12 protein-coding genes are annotated in these 16,416 nt (G+C 59.5%); 4 read left to right on the top strand and 8 right to left on the bottom strand.

Annotated elements, in window-relative coordinates:
• The first annotated feature begins 13 nt into the window (after positions 1–13).
• Positions 14–430: a hypothetical protein gene (locus tag J7394_RS05115; protein ID WP_209251416.1), complete on the top strand. Its 417-nt coding sequence runs from the start codon at positions 14–16 to the stop codon at positions 428–430.
• A gap of 3 nt (positions 431–433) precedes the next feature.
• On the top strand, positions 434–1,666 hold the full coding sequence (locus tag J7394_RS05110) for an HlyD family secretion protein (RefSeq protein WP_209251414.1): 1,233 nt from the start codon (positions 434–436) through the stop codon (positions 1,664–1,666).
• 20 nt (positions 1,667–1,686) lie between these two features.
• Here J7394_RS05110 and J7394_RS05105 read toward each other — a convergent pair whose 3' ends face one another.
• Complete coding sequence (locus J7394_RS05105) at positions 1,687–2,064, bottom strand: helix-turn-helix domain-containing protein (protein ID WP_209251412.1); 378 nt, start codon at positions 2,062–2,064, stop codon at positions 1,687–1,689.
• A gap of 181 nt (positions 2,065–2,245) precedes the next feature.
• On the opposite strand from J7394_RS05105, the gene J7394_RS05100 reads away from it, so the two are divergent.
• Complete coding sequence (locus J7394_RS05100) at positions 2,246–3,016, top strand: nuclear transport factor 2 family protein (RefSeq protein WP_209251411.1); 771 nt, start codon at positions 2,246–2,248, stop codon at positions 3,014–3,016.
• 66 nt (positions 3,017–3,082) lie between these two features.
• Here J7394_RS05100 and J7394_RS05095 read toward each other — a convergent pair whose 3' ends face one another.
• From J7394_RS05095 to xdhA, 7 genes are all read right to left on the bottom strand, one after another.
• Positions 3,083–4,159 carry a BMP family ABC transporter substrate-binding protein gene (locus tag J7394_RS05095; RefSeq protein ID WP_170374472.1) on the bottom strand — a complete coding sequence of 359 codons (1,077 nt, stop codon included), beginning with the start codon at positions 4,157–4,159 and terminating at the stop codon, positions 3,083–3,085.
• Positions 4,160–4,190: 31 nt separating this feature from the next.
• Complete coding sequence (locus J7394_RS05090; RefSeq protein WP_170374475.1) at positions 4,191–5,111, bottom strand: ABC transporter permease; 921 nt, start codon at positions 5,109–5,111, stop codon at positions 4,191–4,193.
• A complete protein-coding gene (locus J7394_RS05085; protein WP_170460377.1) occupies positions 5,111–6,193 on the bottom strand; it encodes an ABC transporter permease in 1,083 nt (360 codons plus the stop codon). The genes J7394_RS05090 and J7394_RS05085 overlap by 1 nt, the downstream gene beginning before the upstream one ends.
• 63 nt (positions 6,194–6,256) lie before the next feature.
• Complete coding sequence (locus J7394_RS05080) at positions 6,257–7,774, bottom strand: ABC transporter ATP-binding protein (protein ID WP_209251410.1); 1,518 nt, start codon at positions 7,772–7,774, stop codon at positions 6,257–6,259.
• Positions 7,771–8,706 (bottom strand): xanthine dehydrogenase accessory protein XdhC, encoded by a 936-nt coding sequence (gene xdhC, locus J7394_RS05075; protein WP_209251409.1) that lies wholly within the window; start codon positions 8,704–8,706, stop codon positions 7,771–7,773. The genes J7394_RS05080 and xdhC overlap by 4 nt, the downstream gene beginning before the upstream one ends.
• Positions 8,706–11,108 (bottom strand): xanthine dehydrogenase molybdopterin binding subunit, encoded by a 2,403-nt coding sequence (xdhB, locus tag J7394_RS05070; RefSeq protein WP_209251408.1) that lies wholly within the window; start codon positions 11,106–11,108, stop codon positions 8,706–8,708. The genes xdhC and xdhB overlap by 1 nt, the downstream gene beginning before the upstream one ends.
• On the bottom strand, positions 11,105–12,502 hold the full coding sequence (xdhA, locus tag J7394_RS05065; RefSeq protein WP_209251407.1) for a xanthine dehydrogenase small subunit: 1,398 nt from the start codon (positions 12,500–12,502) through the stop codon (positions 11,105–11,107). The genes xdhB and xdhA overlap by 4 nt, the downstream gene beginning before the upstream one ends.
• A 343-nt stretch (positions 12,503–12,845) precedes the next feature.
• On the opposite strand from xdhA, the gene dnaE reads away from it, so the two are divergent.
• Positions 12,846–16,346 (top strand): DNA polymerase III subunit alpha, encoded by a 3,501-nt coding sequence (gene dnaE, locus J7394_RS05060; protein WP_209251405.1) that lies wholly within the window; start codon positions 12,846–12,848, stop codon positions 16,344–16,346.
• Positions 16,347–16,416 lie beyond the last annotated feature (70 nt).

Genomic DNA, 16,416 nt, shown 5'->3' with positions numbered 1-16,416 from the left:
AAAGAAGGAGATTATGGTGACTGCAGCGGACCTCCATCCCATGGCCACGGGACATATCCCAAAATATGTCGTCGCAGCCGATGGGAGCGACTACCTCTTTTCGGTAATGGTCGTGTTTTTTGTCGTTTTGGTTGTTTTGATTGGTGTCGGATATCTGACGCTGCATTCGGTGCCCGAGAAAATGGCGCATGAGAACAATCACCCGCAGTTCCAGTTGGTGGGCATTTTGGCGCTGCTGGCGCTGTTTACGCATAACGGTATCTTCTGGATCGCGGCCGTTCTGGTTGCCGGGTTCCAATTCCCCGATTTTGCAACGCCGATGCGAAACATAGCGGATGCCATTCGCTCACTCGGGCAGTCTCTTGCGCATCAGCCCCCTGCCGAACCGGCCCCTCCGGCGGCCCAACCCAAAACCACGCCGGAGCAGTAAGTCATGATCGAAACAATGCTCTGCGCCCTGATTACGGTGCTGCCGGATTTCCTGTTCCGACGCTTTGTCCAAGGCAAGCGGATCGGGCATGAGATCACCCTATTTACCATGTGGTATGAGCTGCGCTGGGGCCTGACCACCTGTGCCATTCTGGCGCTAACCGTGATCACCACGCTGTTCTACTTTCATCCGGCCTCCAGCACGGCAGCCTCGTATTTCCGGACGGTCACGATCCTGCCGCAACTGGGCGGGCGGGTGTCCGAGGTCTACGTCAGCAACAACGAGACTGTGACCGCGGGCCAGCCGATTTTCCGGATCGAGGATTTCACCCAGCAAGCGCAGGTTCAGGCGGCCCATGCAGAGATTGCGCAGGTTCAAGCCTCACTGAAAGTGGCCGAGACGGATCTGGCGCAGGCGGATGCCGGGATCGCCGGAGCGCGCGCGGCTTTGGCGCAATCGGTCGAAGACCTAGAGCGCAACAACACACTGCGCGACGAAGGCTCCAGCGCGGTGCGTTTGGCCGAGATCGAGCGGTTGGAGAACCTCGTGGCCGAGCGCGAAGCGCAGGTCACCGCCGCCCAGTCGCAGCGCGCCGCTGTAGTACAGCAGATCGAGGAGCTGATCCCGGCCCAACTGGCCAGCGCCAATGCGCAGCTGGATGCAGCCCTGACCGAGCTGGACAAGACCGTGATCAGCGCGGGTGTTACCGGTCGGATCGAACAGTTCGGTCTGGAGGTTGGTGACTATGTCAGCCCGCTATTGCGCCCGGCGGGCATTCTGGTGCCTTCGCACTCGGGCCATGACCGTTTTCAGGCTGCGTTCAACCAGCTGTCTGCTCAGGTCATCAAACCGGGCATGATCGGCGAATTGGGCTGCATGACCAAACCGTTCACCGTGATCCCTATGGTCGTGGTCGAGGTGCAGGACGTCATCCCATCGGGCCAGATCCGACCCACGGATGAGCTACGGGACGTGCAGAGCAACCGGGTGCCCGGTTCCATTCTGGTGTATATGGAGCCGCTGTATAAGGGCATGGCGGATGACATCCCTCCGGGCAGCAACTGTTTGGCCAATGTCTATACCGACAACCACCACAAGCTTGAGGATGAAAGTCTTGGCTTCTGGAATAAGGCCTTCCTGCATGTGGTCGACACGATCGGAGTGGTCCACGCCGCAGGCCTGCGGCTGCGCTTGATTCTGATGCCGGTGAACACCTTGGTGCTAACCGGGCACTGAAGCCTGTTTCTTTGGGGCGACTAGCCCTCCTGAGATCGCTCGAATTCCATACGGGCGGTCCTGACCTGATCCATTTGTTCATGTGACCAGAAGACCAGCGGCTTCAGCCTGTCCAGCAGGCTGCGGCCCAGCGGTGTCAGCTCGTAGGACACGGCCACTGGCGGCCCCGGGTCGACCGTTCGCGTCAGATAGCCATCCCGTTGCAATCCACGCAGGTTTTCTGTCAGCACCCGTTGGGTGACGTCCCCGATACAGCGTTTCAACTCACCAAATCGTTTGGGCTCATCCTCAAGCGCGAGGATGATGATCATGCGCCATTTGCCCGTAACGTTGGACAGGATGGACCGGATCGAGCAATCCGATGCCTCGGCTTTTGAGTTCACACCTATTGGCAGCATGGAGACCTCAAGTTCGAAATGAATACCTAAGGCGATATTAGTACCAAACGGTCCTGTTTTAAAGATCTGATTACAAACAGGTATCCTTGAAGTAACCAGATGATTTAAAAGTGCGTAATTGATATGTGGTGCAGAATTAATACTAACTATCACCACAACGCGAATCGTGAGGAGACCTTCCATGACACCTAAAGAAATCGTACTCGCTCTGTTTTCCGCCGCCTTTGTCGAACATGACCCACAGGCGGCCGGTCAGATGGTGACGTCCGGCTATATCCAACATAATCCGCAAATCCCGACGGGCGCCGAGGGCCTGATGGGCCTGATCCCGCTGGTCGAACAATCTGGCATGACAGTCACCACCCACCGGGTCATCACCGAGGGCGATATGGTCGTGCTTCACAACACCTATGACAATGCGGACGCGTTCGGCGCATCGCAACTGGCTGCATTTGATATCTTCCGGGTCGAAGATGGCAAAGTCGCGGAACATTGGGACAACCTGCAACCGGTGCCCGCCACCACGGCCTCGGGTCGTGGAATGACTAACGGACCGGTCGAGATCATGGATCATGACCAGACCGAAAAGAACAAGGAACTTGTTCTGGGTTTCGTGCGCGATGTACTGGCTGGGCAAGCGCCCGAGAATGTCACGAACTACATGAACCCCGAAGTCTATAAGCAGCACAACCCCTCGATCGACGATGGTCTGGACGGGCTGATGGCCGCGATCGAGTCGTTCGCTGCGCAAGGCCAGGTCATCACCAAGTTTGAGCCGCAATTCGCAGTTGCTGAGGGCAACTTCGTCTTCGTTGCCACCGACGCGATCATGGGTGGCGCGCCCTATGCGTTCTTTGACCTGTGGCGGGTCGAGGATGGCTTGATCGTCGAGCATTGGGATGTTGTGTCGCCCATCCCGGCGGAAGCGGTGCATGACAACGGCAAGTTCTAAGGCCCACCGGGTCAAATAAAAAAGGCCCGCTTCCCCGCGGGCCTTTTCTTTGTAAATGATCGAAGCTTACTGCGGGATCTCGCCTTCCAGGCCTTCGATGTAGAAGTTCATGCCGGCCAAGGTGCCGTCATCAGCAACCTCGCCTTCGGCCAGCCAGTCGCTGCCGTCTTGTTTTTTGATCGGGCCGGTGAAGGGGTGGTATTCACCTGCGGCCATGGCCGCTTTCAGCGCCAGAGCCTCTTCTTTGACATCAGCGGGAACCGCGTCCGAGATCTCGCCGATTGCAACCATACCTTCGCGGATGCCGTCCCATGTGTTGGCGCTTTCCCATGTGCCATCCATGACAGCTTTGGTCCGTGCGATGTAGTAGGGTGCCCAGTCATCGATGATCGAAGATACGCGCGGGAACGGGGCGTATTCGCTCATGTCCGAGGCCTGACCGAAGGTCACGACATTGCCAGCCTCTTGCGCAGCCGCCTGAGGCGCGGTCGAGTCGGTGTGTTGCAGGATCACGTCCGCGCCCTGTTCGATCAGAACAGTAGCGGCGTCAGCTTCTTTTGCAGGGTCGAACCAAGTGTAGGCCCAAACGATTTTGAACTCGACATCCGGGTTCACCTTCTTGGCGTGCAGATAGGCCGAGTTGATGCCACGGATCACCTCAGGAATCGGGTAAGACCCGATATAGCCGATGATGTTCGACTTGGTCATCTTACCCGCGATGTGGCCTTGAACGGCACGACCTTCATAGAAACGGGCCGAGTAGACCGCGACGTTGTCGGCGGTTTTGTAACCGGTGGCGTGTTCGAATTTCACATTCGGGAACTTCTTCGCCACGTTAATGGTCGGGTCCATGTAGCCGAACGAGGTTGTGAAGATCAGGTCAGCGCCTTCCAGCGCCATTTGCGTCATGACGCGCTCGGCATCCGGGCCCTCGGGAACGGATTCGACAAATACGGTTTCAACCTTGTCGCCGAACTCTTCCTCGACGGCCAGTCGGCCTTTGTTGTGTTCGTAGGTCCAGCCGCCGTCGCCTACCGGACCGACATAGACGAAGCCGACCTTGGTCTTGTCGTCGGCAGCCATGGCCCCCGAGGCCAGACCCAGCGCCATAGCGGCGCTTGCCAGAAGTGTCGTGAATTTCATGTGTTACTCCCCAAGTTGGTTCAGTTGGCCCCTAGTGCGAGGCGTGGAAAATCCGGCCCAGTGAGGCAGGTGCGCTGCTCTTGTCGGCCGAAAGGATCACAAGCACAAGGATCGTGATGATGTAGGGCGACATTGCCAGATACTCGACAGGAATGGCAACGCCCGCTGCTTGCAAATTAAGCTGCAACACGGTGATGCCGCCAAACAAATAGGCACCCAGCAAGGCACGCCATGGCTTCCAGCTGGCGAACACCACCAGCGCCAGAGCGATCCAGCCGACACCGGCGGTCATGCCTTCGGTCCACTGAGGGACACGGATCAGGCTGATATAGGCGCCGCCCAGCCCGGCGCAGGCCCCGCCGAACAGGATCGCCATGATGCGAATTTTGATCACCTTGTAGCCCAACGCATGCGCCGCATCGTGGTTTTCGCCCACAGCGCGCAGGATCAGACCGACACGCGTGTATTTCAGCGTCGCCCAAACACCCGCAGTCAAAGCAATGCCGACATAGAGGATCGGGTCATGCTGGAAGAAGATCGGCCCGATAACAGGGATATCGCTGATCAGCGGGATATGAATATCCCCCATGCTCGGCGGTTTGACCCCCACATAGCTTTGGCCCAGCAGGGCACTGAACCCGAGGCCGAACAGTGTCAGCGCAAGGCCACTGGCCACCTGATTGGCCAAGGCGACCTGTGTCAGCAATACGAACAGCAGAGACAGAACTGCCCCGCCGATCGCTGATGCGATAAAGCCCAGCCAGGGCGATCCGGTCTCGACCGAGATCGCAAAGCCACTGATGGCGCCGACGATCATCATGCCCTCGACACCGAGGTTCAGAACGCCGGCTTTCTCGACGACCAGCTCTCCGATTGCGGCCAGCAGCAGGGGGGTTGCGGCCACCATCAGCGAGGCGACCAGAAGGACGGGATTGATTTCACCAAGGTCCATTACGCTACCTCGCTACGTGCCGCACGGATGCGGTAGTTTGTCAGAAGATCGAATGCCAGCAGGAAGAACAGGAGCATCCCCTGGAACACCTGAATGGCAGCGGCAGGAAGGCCCAGCTGAGACTGCGCGATTTCACCGCCGATATAGGTCAGTGCCATCAAGCCACCCGCCAGCAGGATACCCACCGGGTGCAGGCGGCCGAGGAAGGCCACGATGATCGCCGTAAAGCCGTAGCCTACGTTAAAGTCGATGCTGACCACGCCCGAGGGGCCGGACACTTCGAACATCCCCGCCAGACCTGCCAGAGCGCCCGACAGGCCCAGACAGAACAGGATCAGCCGCGCCGGATTTACCCCGGCGAATTTCGCCGCGCGCGGAGCTTCACCGGTCAGACGGATGTGAAAGCCCAGCATGTGACGGTTCAGAAGGATATAGGAAAAGATCACTGCGATCAGGGCCGTCACGACACCCCAGTGCATGCCCGATCCTGCGATCAGCTCGGCATTATGCGCACTGTCATAGGATTGCAGGTTACGCGACCCGGGAAAGCCAAACCCCTCGGGGTTCTTCAACAGGCCCAAAGACACCGAGGCCAGCATCTGCTCGGCCACGTAAACCAGCATCAGCGAGACAAGGATTTCGTTGGTGCCAAAGCGCACTTTCAAAAAGGCCGGGATCATCGCCCAAAGCCAGCCTCCGAACGCGCCCGCGATCACCATGATCGGAAAGATGTAGAACGCGTCCAGAGGGTAAAAGGCCAGCCCGGCCCCAGCCCCAAAGATGGCACCCATGATGTACTGCCCTTCAGCCCCGATATTCCAGATACCCGCGCGGAAACCCAACGCCAGGCCAATCGCAATCAGTACCAATGGCGCGCCTTTCACCAGCAGTTGCGGGCGGTAGTAAAATGCGAACTCGCCGAACAGGGGCTCCCAAAAGATGGTGCCAATGGCTTCAATCGGGTTCTTGCCCAGAATGGCGAACAGGATGCCGCCAAAAACCATCGTGGCAATCACCGCCACCACGGGGGTCGCATAGGACCACGCTTTCGACGGTTGCGGTCGTTTCTCCAACACAATCATGTACTTATTCCCCGCCCGTCTTCATCTTTTTCCAAATACTCTCGCCGAAGGCCACGCGACAAATCACACATGCGCCACCTCCATGCCATGGGCACCGCCCATCATCAGGCCGATCTCATCAACGGTCAGGCCTGTTGTCTCCCGAGGCGCGCTCAGCCGCCCTTCGTTCAGTGCCGCAAAACTGTCCGAGATCTCCATCAGCTCGTCCAAATCCTGACTGATGCAGATCACCGCCGTTCCCTTGGCCGCCAGATCCAGAATGGCCTGCCGGATCGACGCAGCCGCAGCGGCATCCACACCCCAGGTCGGTTGGTTCACCACCAGCACCTCAGGGTTCTGCAAGACTTCCCGACCGATCACGAATTTCTGCAGGTTCCCGCCTGATAGCGACCGTGCTGCGTTTTCAGGGCCGGGCGTTCTGACGTCAAACGCGCTGATGATCTTTTCAGCAAAGCTTTTGGTCTCGGACCATTTGAGGAACCCTTTGTTCTCCAAACCTTCGCGCACCGACCCGGTCAGCAGGGCGTTCTCGGTCAAGCTCATATCCGGCGCAGCGGCATGGCCCAAACGTTCCTCGGGCGCAGTCAGCACGCCCAGTTTCCGGCGGGCAGTGGGCCCGAGTTTGCCGATCTGCTGACCATTGAACTTGATCGCGTCAGCAGCGGTTTGAATCTCACCGGACAGCACGCCCAGCAACTCATCCTGACCGTTGCCAGCAACACCGCCGATGCCAAGAACCTCGCCCTTGCGGACCGTCATATGGACGTTCTTCAGCGCCGTTCCAAACTCCGAAGGCGACGGCACCGATAGACCGCTGACATCCAACGCAACCTCGCCGAATTCACGGCCCGAGCGTTCGGGCGTTTGCAGCGTTGATCCCACCATCATCTCGGCCATATCGCGCGCTGATGTTTCGGCCGGAATGCACTCGCCGACATTCTTGCCCAGACGCAGGATCGTAGCGTGGTCACACAGCGTGCGGATTTCTTCGAGCTTGTGCGAGATATACAGGATCGAGGTGCCCTCAGACCGCAATTTGTTCAGCGTTTCAAACAGGATCTCGACCTCTTGCGGGGTCAGTACGCTGGTTGGTTCGTCCATGATCAGCAGCTTGGGGTCCTGCAGCAGGCAGCGGATGATCTCGACCCGCTGACGCTCCCCCGCGGACAGATCGCCGACCGTGCGGTACGGGTCCAACGGCAAGCCGTAGGTCTCGGACACTTCGCGGATCCGCGAGGCCAGATCGCCCATCGGCGGCGGATTCTCCATCCCCAGCGCAATATTCTCAGCCACGTTCAGCGCATCGAACAGCGAAAAGTGCTGGAACACCATCGCAATCCCATCCGCCCGCGCCGCGCGGGGTTCCGCTGGGGCAAAGGGTTGGCCGCGCAGCATCATGGTGCCGCTGTCGGGCTTCACCAGCCCATAGATCATCTTGACCAGCGTGGATTTCCCCGCGCCGTTTTCGCCCAAAAGCGCATGTACTTCGCCTTCGCCGATGTCGAATGACACCTGATCATTGGCCACGACGCCGGGATAGGCTTTGGTCAGCCCTTGCAGGCTTAAGAGAGGAGTGGTCACGCGCTCAGGTCCTTCTTCAACTCAGTCTGTCGGGCCGGACGCAGAAGCTGCGCGGCGACGCCAACGGCGATCATTTGCGGGTGTTTGCCCAGAGCGGGATCGCCGATTGGACAGGTGATCCGGCTGATCTGTTCAGGTGAATGCCCAAGAGCTGCCAGCCGCGACCGGAATCGCGCCCATTTCGTAGCCGAGCCGATCAGCCCCGCAAAGCGGAAATCATGCGAAAGCAGCCGGTTGCATAGCTCTAAATCCAGATTGTGTGAATATGTAAGCACAAGGTGCTCGGCATTGGACGGTGCATGGCGCACCAGTTCAGCTGGTTTGGCCGCTGGAACTGTGGTGACACCTGTCGGCACCGAGGCTGGGAAGCGCTCGGGTCCGGTGTCGACCCATGTGATCGCGATGTCGGGCAGGGGGGACAGAACATCGACCAGCGCACGGCCTACATGTCCCGCGCCCCATATCCACAGGTTTCGGGTTGGCTTGTGAACGGGTTCCACCATCCAGCCGTCAATCATCTGCGGTGAGGGGGCAATTCCCTGACCACGCGCAGTTGCTAGCAACCGTTTCACGGACAGAGGCATTTCGCCTGCAGAAGCGGATCGCGCTATGACCGTGTCGTCGAGCGCTTCAAGTGCCTTTTGATCAAAGACCTCGCTGAACAGTGAAACTGCACCGCCGCAGCATTGGCCCAATTCAGGGCCAAGCGCGTGATGGGTCAGACGGGCGGGTTGGGATTGGACCCGTGCGGCTTCGGCAGCCTGAAACTCCAACGTGCCGCCGCCGATCGTTCCGCTCTGGCCATCCGGCCAGATCAGCATCGAAGCGCCAACCTCGCGTGGGGACGACCCCTTGATCGCGGCGATGACCACGCGGGTGACTTTCCCGTGGGTTTTGACCGCCTCCCTCAAAGCCTCCAGATCAAATCCCATCAGATGCCTCCTTTCATCCGCTGGACACCGCGCCAGACTTCTTCGGCCGTGGCGGGTGCATCCAGGGCCGGATAGCTGTCGCCGCAGGCTGCGACCGCATTCGACAGGGCCAACCATGCCGATATGCCCAGCATGAATGGCGGTTCACCCACCGCTTTTGAGCGATAGATCGTTTCCTCGCGGTTCTCGCCACCCCAAAGCGCGACATTGAAGATGTCGGGCCGGTCCGAGCAGGCAGGGATCTTGTAGGTCGAGGGCGCATGCGTGCGTAGATTGCCCTTGCCATCCCAGACCAGTTCCTCGGTCGTCAGCCAGCCTGCACCTTGGACATAGCCGCCTTCGACCTGTCCAATATCGAGCGCCGGGTTCAGAGATGCGCCCGCGTCATGCAGGATATCGGTGCGCAGGATGCGGTTTTCGCCGGTCAGCGTGTCCACGGCCACCTCGGTCACAGAAGCCCCATAGGCGAAGTAAAAGAACGGACGCCCCCGACCTGCGATCCGGTCCCATTCGATCTTTGGCGTCTTGTAGAACCCGGTCGCTGACAGGCTGATGCGGCCCTGGTAGGCCAAAGCGGCGGCCTCAGAGAAGGTATAGCGTTCCGCACCGACTGAGACGTGACCGTCCGAAAAAGTAACAGTCGACGGGTCGGCCTGATGACGCTCGGCCAGATAGTCGGCCATGCGGTCGCGGATCGTGTCGCAGGCGGCTTTGACCGCCATGCCGTTCAGGTCACTGCCCGAAGACGCCGCCGTTGCTGAGGTATTGGGCACTTTGGCCGTATCGGTTGCGGTGATCTTGACCATCTCCAGCGGAATGCCAAAGCGCGACGCCGCGACCTGTGCGACTTTCTGGAACAGGCCTTGCCCCATCTCGGTGCCGCCATGGTTCAGGTGGACCGAGCCGTCCTGATACACATGCACCAACGCACCCGCCTGATTCAGGTGGGTCAGCGTAAAGGAAATCCCGAACTTAACCGGAGAAAATGCGATACCCTTCTTGATCACACTGTTCTCGGTGTTCCATTTTTCGATGGCAGCCTTGCGCGCGGCATAGTCGCTGGATTTCAGCAGCGCTTCGGTCATGCCATGCAGCTCGAAATCGCTGACCTCCATGCCGTAGGGCGTCGTGTTGCCGCCTGCAGGCAGAGGGCGCACGGGCGCCTCGCCCATCTCAACTGCCCCCCGGCTGGTCAGGTCATCATGCGGGTCAGGGTGGCCCAGCGGTTTCTCTGCCGGTGCAGCCTCAGCAACCTTGTGGGCGGGTTCATAATAGTTCCGACGGCGCAGCTCGACCGGATCCAGACCCAGTTCGTGCGCAGCGTGGTCCATCACACGCTCGATCCCGACCATGCCTTGAGGGCCTCCGAACCCGCGATAGGCGGTGGCGGATTGGGTGTTGGTCTTCAGCCGGTGGCTCTCGATCCGCGCATTGGGCAGCAGATAGGCGTTGTCCGAATGCAGCATCGCACGATCTGCGACAGGCAGAGACAGGTCCTGCGCCCAGCCGCAGATCGCGTGGTGCAGGAACGAAACGCCTTGTATGTGGCCGTTTTCATCGAACCCGGCTTTGTAGGAAATGCGGAACGCGTGGCGCTTGCCGGTGATGATCATGTCATCATCGCGATCATAGCGCATCTTGCAGGCCTTGCCGGTTGCGCGCGAGGCGATAGCACAAGCCACTGCCAGAGCGTTGCCTTGGCTTTCCTTGCCGCCGAACCCTCCGCCCATCCGACGGGTCTCAACCCGTACTGCGTGCATGGGAACGCCCAGTGCATCGGCCACCTTGTGCTGGATCTCGGTCGGGTGCTGGGTTGAGCTATGGACCAGTATATCCGCGCCTTCATTCGGCACGGCAAGCGCCGCCTGGCCTTCGAGGTAGAAATGCTCCTGCCCGCCAAGCTCGAAGCTTCCTTCGATGACATGGGCCGCAGTGGCGATGGCGGCATCCGCGTCGCCCTTGGCGTAGATGCGGGGGCCATCCTCGAAACGGCTGTCGGCGGCCAGAGCGTCTTCGATGGTCAGGATCGGGGTGTCTTCGGCATAGTCGATCTTGCCCAACCGCGCGGCCTTTCGGGCAGCGAGATGGCTGGTGGCGACGACCAGAAACACGGGCTGACCGATATAGTGAACCGTGCCATCCGACAGTAGTGGTTCATCATGGATCGAGGGAGAGACGTCGTTGGCAAAAGGCAGATCCTCGGCCGTCATCACCTGCACCACGCCATCCGCAGATTTCACCGCCGACAGGTCCATCGCGGTGATCGTACCTTTGGCAATCGGGCTCAGGCCAAAGGCCAGATGGAGGGTGCCCTTTGGCGTCGGCATGTCATCCACGTAACGTGCGGCGCCGGCCACATGCAGCGGGGCCGCGTCGTGGGGGAGGGGTTTGGTCACGCTCATGCCGTCACCTTCAGCACGTCTGTCACTTCGCCCTGATCTTCCAGGAAATACCGCTCCAGCATCGCTTTGGCAGTCTCCAGCCGATAGGTTGCCGAGGCGCGCATGTCCGTGAGTGGTGAATAATCCTCGGCAAAGCTGGGCAGCGCGGCGTCAATCACCTCGCGCGTCCAGGGTTTGCCGATCAGTGCGGCCTCGACATGGGTTGCCCGTTTCGGAGTACCAGCCATCCCGCCAAACGCAATGCGCGCTTCGGTGACGGTGCTCTCTGAGACGGTGATATTGAAACACCCGCAAACGGCCGAGATATCCTGATCGAATCGTTTGCTGAGTTTGTAAGCCTTCAGTCGATCCGCCTGACGCGGGAAACTGACGGCTTCGACAAATTCGCCGGGCGCGCGGTCTTGTTTGCCGTAGTCGATGAAGAACTCTTCCAAAGGAAGGGACCGACGGGTGTCGCCTTTGCGAAGGTGCAGAGTTGCACCCAAAGCGATCAGCGCAGGCGGGTTGTCCCCGATGGGTGAGCCGTTGGCGATGTTGCCACCGACGGTGGCTGCGTGGCGCACCTGAACGCTGGCGTAGCGACGGATCATTTCAGCGTAGGAGGGGTGGAGATCAGCAATAGCCTCGCCCATCCGGTTCATGTCGACCATTGCCCCGAAGCGGATTTCGTCGTCGGTGATTGTGATCTGTTTGAGGTCTTCGCAGCCGTTGAGGAAGATCACAGGGTCAAGCTCACGCAATTGCTTGGTGACCCAGAGGCCGACATCGGTTGCGCCGGCGATGAGTGTCGCGTCGGGGTGCTGGGCATAGACTTCCGCCAATTCGTCGGATGACGTGGGAAGAAAGGGGGGCTCTGCCCCCCGGCCTGCGGCCTCCCCCCGAGGTATTTTTGAACAAGAGAAGGATTGGTCGTAGGTAATCCAATGCGGGACGGGTTGCGGCTCGGCGGCTTTCGCGGCGCGGATGATCGGGGCGTAGCCGGTGCAGCGGCACAGGTTACCCGCCAGTTGGGTGTCGTGGTCGGTTGCGCCATTTGCGTGACTGGCAACCATCGACATCACAAAGCCGGGGGTGCAGAAGCCGCATTGTGAGCCGTGCAGGTCGACCATTGCGCTCTGGACTGGATGAGGTTCATCGTTTGGGCCGCTTGCGCCCTCGACGGTGCGGACGGCTTTGCCGTGCAGTTGGGGCAAGAACAGGATGCATGCGTTCAATGCCTTGGCGCTGCCCTCGTCGGTGACCATCACGGTGCAGGCGCCGCAATCGCCTTCGTTGCAGCCTTCTTTCGTGCCGGTCAGGCCACGCTCCTCACGCAGCCAGTCAAGCAGGGTGACCGTCGGACTGACATCCGTCAGCTCCACTGTCTCTCCGTTCAGAAGAAACGTGATGTCCATTCGTGAAACCCGTCGCCTTACCCGGTTGCGCCCGTTGGGCCCTCCTTCGATGCGACGTAGAAAGAGTGGCGGGCGAAGTGCTTGCCGTCAGATGTTAGAAACAGCGCACCTTATCTGGCAAGAAAAACTGCCTATATGATGCACCATTGGACCCGCACGGCCTGTGAATGTTGCAGTTGTTTAGAAGTCAGGCACTTGTAAATAAAGACCATTTTTGAAGCGGTGCCGAGTCTGGCCCGAAGCACCTTCTAAAAAATCAGAATAATCTCTGCTGATTTTTTAAGCAGTCCACAGAGTCGGTTCCCGCTTTTTCGTCGCTGCTGACTGGGATAACTTGCGGGGTATGAGCAGTACCCCTCGATTCATTCACCTTCGCGTTCACACTGAATATTCCCTGCTGGAAGGCGCTGTGCGGCTGAAGAAGCTGCCCGGCCTTTGCGAGAAGGCAGAGATGCCCGCCGTTGCAGTGACCGACACCAATTCGATGTTCTCGGCTTTGGAGTTTTCTGTCACTGCCAGCGGGGCAGGGATACAGCCGATCATGGGCTGTCAGGTTGATCTAACCTATGTGCAGCCGCAACCCGGTGAGAAGCCGAAAGCGCCTGCGCCTCTGGTGCTGCTGGCGCAGTCCGAGGTTGGATATGAGAACCTCATGAAGCTCAGTTCCTGCCTCTATGTGGACAAGGGCGGGCAGTTGCCGCAGGTCACGTTGGAGGAGCTGGCGGATCGGTCGGAGGGTCTGATCTGTTTGACGGGTGGACCAGAAGGCCCAGTGGGGATTTTGCTGCAGCAAGGTCAGCGCCCGGCGGCTGAGGCTCTGGTCGACCGGTTGGCGGGGATGTTCCCGGATCGTTTGTATATTGAACTGCAACGCCATCCGGGCGAGGACGGCCAGCCTGAGGCAGAGCGCCTGACCGAGCGCGGCCATGTCGAGATGGCCTATGCCAAGAACCTGCCTCTGGTCGCCACCAATGACGTCTATTTTCCGACCTCGGATATGTATGAGGCCCATGATGCGCTGATCTGTATCGCCGAGGGGGCCTATGTCGATCAGCAAGCCGGTCGCCGCCGTCTGACCGCGCAGCATTATTTCAAGTCGCAGCAGGAAATGGTGACCCTGTTTGCAGATTTGCCTGAGGCCATCGAGAACACGGTCGAGATCGCGCGCCGTTGCGCCTTTATGGCCTATCGTCGTGACCCGATCCTACCCAAGTTTGCCGATGATGAAGTGGCCGAACTGCGCCGCATTGCGAATGAGGGTCTGCAGAAACGTCTGGCCGTGATCCCTCATGCGGTGACGCCCGAGGAATATCAGGAACGTCTGGATTTTGAGCTTGGGATCATCGAAGGCATGGGGTTCCCCGGCTATTTCCTGATCGTTGCGGACTTTATCCAATGGTCCAAGGATCATGACATTCCGGTGGGGCCGGGGCGGGGCTCGGGTGCGGGATCTCTGGTGGCCTATGCCTTGACGATCACCGACCTTGACCCGCTGCGCTACAGCTTGCTGTTCGAACGGTTTCTGAACCCTGAGCGGGTCTCAATGCCCGACTTCGATATCGACTTCTGTATGGATCGCCGGGAAGAAGTGATCCGCTACGTTCAGCAGAAATATGGGCGTGACAAGGTGGGGCAGATCATCACCTTTGGTGCATTGCTGTCCAAGGCTGCCGTGCGTGACATCGGGCGGGTTTTGCAGATGCCTTATGGGCAAGTCGACCGGCTGTCCAAGATGATCCCGGTTGAGGGAGTGAAGCCGGTCTCGATCGAAAAGGCCCTGAAGGACGAACCGCGCCTGCGCGAAGAAGCGCGGAATGAAGAGGTTGTGGAGCGGTTGCTGAATTACGGCCAGCAAGTCGAAGGGCTGTTGCGGAACGCCTCGACCCACGCGGCGGGGGTTGTGATCGGCGACCGGCCTTTGGACGCGCTGGTACCGCTTTATCAGGATCCACGCTCCGATATGCCTGCGACCCAGTTCAACATGAAATGGGTGGAACAGGCCGGGCTGGTGAAGTTCGACTTTCTGGGTCTGAAAACGCTGACTGTGATCCAGAACGCGATGGATCTGATCTTCAAATCCGGGCGGCCTCTGCATGTCGCGGCGGACGGGACAGAACTCTATGAACCAGCTGAAGGGGCCGAGAACCAGATCAACGCCATCCCGCTGGATGATGAGGCGACGTATAAGCTCTATTCCGCGGCCAAAACGGTAGCGGTGTTCCAGGTGGAATCCTCGGGCATGATGGACGCGCTCAAGCGCATGAAGCCGACCTGTATCGAGGATATCGTGGCCCTCGTTGCGCTGTACCGTCCCGGCCCGATGGAGAACATCCCGACCTATTGTGAGGTCAAGAACGGGCAGCGGAAAATCGAATCCGTGCATCCTCTGATCGACTATATCCTTGAGGAAACGCAGGGCATCATCGTCTATCAGGAACAGGTGATGCAGATCGCTCAGGTGATGGCCGGGTACTCGCTTGGCGGCGCTGACTTGCTGCGCCGTGCGATGGGTAAAAAGATCAAAGAGGCGATGGATGCCGAGCGCCCGAAATTCGAAAAGGGTGCGGCGGAAAATGGCGTGGATGCCAAGAAAGCCTCTGAGGTGTTCGACCTTTTGGAGAAATTCGCCAACTACGGATTCAACAAATCCCACGCGGCCGCCTATGCGGTGGTCAGCTATCAGACCGGCTGGCTGAAGGCGAACCATCCGGTTGAGTTCATGGCAGGCGTCATGAACTGCGATATCCACCTGACCGATAAACTGGCCGTCTACTTTGAAGAGGTCCGCAAGGGATTGGAGCTGCCGTATATCCCGCCTTGTGTAAACCGCTCTCAGGCCACGTTTGATGTGGACAATGGGCATCTTGTCTATGCGCTGGGCGCGTTGAAAAACGTCGGTGTCGAGGCGATGAGCCTTGTGGTCGGCGGTCGGGGCGACAAACCTTTCGTCAACCTCTTCGACTTTGCCCGCCGCGTTGATCTGAAAAAGGTCGGCAAGCGCCCGTTGGAGATGCTGGCACGGGCCGGGGCCTTCGACGAGTTGGACAAGAACCGCCGCCGCGTGTTCGAAAGCCTCGATCCGCTTGTGCAGTATTCGACGGCGATCCACGAACAGAAGAACTCGAACCAGGTGTCATTGTTTGGTGAGGCCGGGGACGACCTGCCCGAACCGCGCCTGTCGCCGACGCCGGATTGGCTGCCTGCCGAACGCCTGAGCGAAGAGTTCAAAGCCATCGGGTTCTACCTGTCGGGCCACCCGCTGGACGACTACATGCCTGCGCTGAAACGCAAACAGGTGCTGACCCTGGATGAGGTGACGGAAAAAGCCCGCTCTGGCCCTCTGATCGCGAAGATGGCCGGGGTTGTTGCCGGCCGGCAGGAACGGAAATCGGCCCGAGGTAACCGCTTTGCCTTTGCGCAGCTTTCGGACCCAACCGGTGCGTATGAGGTCACGCTGTTCTCGGAAACGCTGGAGAAGTCGCGCGAGTATCTTGAGACGGGCGCGCAGGTGGTTCTGACCGCCGAAGCGACGATGGAGGCCGATCAGTTGAAACTGCTGGGTCGTTCGGTTGGTCCGGTGGATTCGGTTGTGGCCGAGGCGGGTGCGACCGGCCTGCGCATTTTCGTCGATCAGCCGCAGGTGTTGCCCACGGTGGCAACCGTGCTAGCGGATGCCGCCAGTGCTGCGAAGGGGGCTGCCAAGGGGCCGATCCAGCTGTGTCTGATGGACCCAGGACTGCCAGGCGATGTCGAGATGGATTTGGGGCAGGACTTCCCGATCAACCCGCAGATCAAAGGCGCGATCAAGTCGCTGGATGGCGTTCTGTCTGTGGAAGAGGTCTGATCCCGGCTTTGTTGCCACAGTGATGTCACCCGGCTAGGCTGTATCAGCACACTCTGCGACAGGTGAAACA

The sequence above is a fragment of the Ruegeria sp. R13_0 genome (assembly GCF_017743995.1).
GTDB lineage: Bacteria > Pseudomonadota > Alphaproteobacteria > Rhodobacterales > Rhodobacteraceae > Ruegeria.
This window is presented reverse-complemented; position numbering and strand designations above follow the sequence as displayed.

Bases quoted from the DNA above. Each gene is read 5' to 3' on its own strand.
- J7394_RS05115 (WP_209251416.1), top strand. From the start codon at position 14: ATGGTGACTGCAGCGGACCTCCATCCCATGGCCACGGGACATATCCCA.
- J7394_RS05110 (WP_209251414.1), top strand. From the start codon at position 434: ATGATCGAAACAATGCTCTGCGCCCTGATTACGGTGCTGCCGGATTTC.
- J7394_RS05105 (WP_209251412.1), bottom strand. From the start codon at position 2,064: ATGCTGCCAATAGGTGTGAACTCAAAAGCCGAGGCATCGGATTGCTCG.
- J7394_RS05100 (WP_209251411.1), top strand. From the start codon at position 2,246: ATGACACCTAAAGAAATCGTACTCGCTCTGTTTTCCGCCGCCTTTGTC.
- J7394_RS05095 (WP_170374472.1), bottom strand. From the start codon at position 4,159: ATGAAATTCACGACACTTCTGGCAAGCGCCGCTATGGCGCTGGGTCTG.
- J7394_RS05090 (WP_170374475.1), bottom strand. From the start codon at position 5,111: ATGGACCTTGGTGAAATCAATCCCGTCCTTCTGGTCGCCTCGCTGATG.
- J7394_RS05085 (WP_170460377.1), bottom strand. From the start codon at position 6,193: ATGATTGTGTTGGAGAAACGACCGCAACCGTCGAAAGCGTGGTCCTAT.
- xdhC (WP_209251409.1), bottom strand. From the start codon at position 8,706: ATGGGATTTGATCTGGAGGCTTTGAGGGAGGCGGTCAAAACCCACGGG.
- xdhB (WP_209251408.1), bottom strand. From the start codon at position 11,108: ATGAGCGTGACCAAACCCCTCCCCCACGACGCGGCCCCGCTGCATGTG.
- xdhA (WP_209251407.1), bottom strand. From the start codon at position 12,502: ATGGACATCACGTTTCTTCTGAACGGAGAGACAGTGGAGCTGACGGAT.
- dnaE (WP_209251405.1), top strand. From the start codon at position 12,846: ATGAGCAGTACCCCTCGATTCATTCACCTTCGCGTTCACACTGAATAT.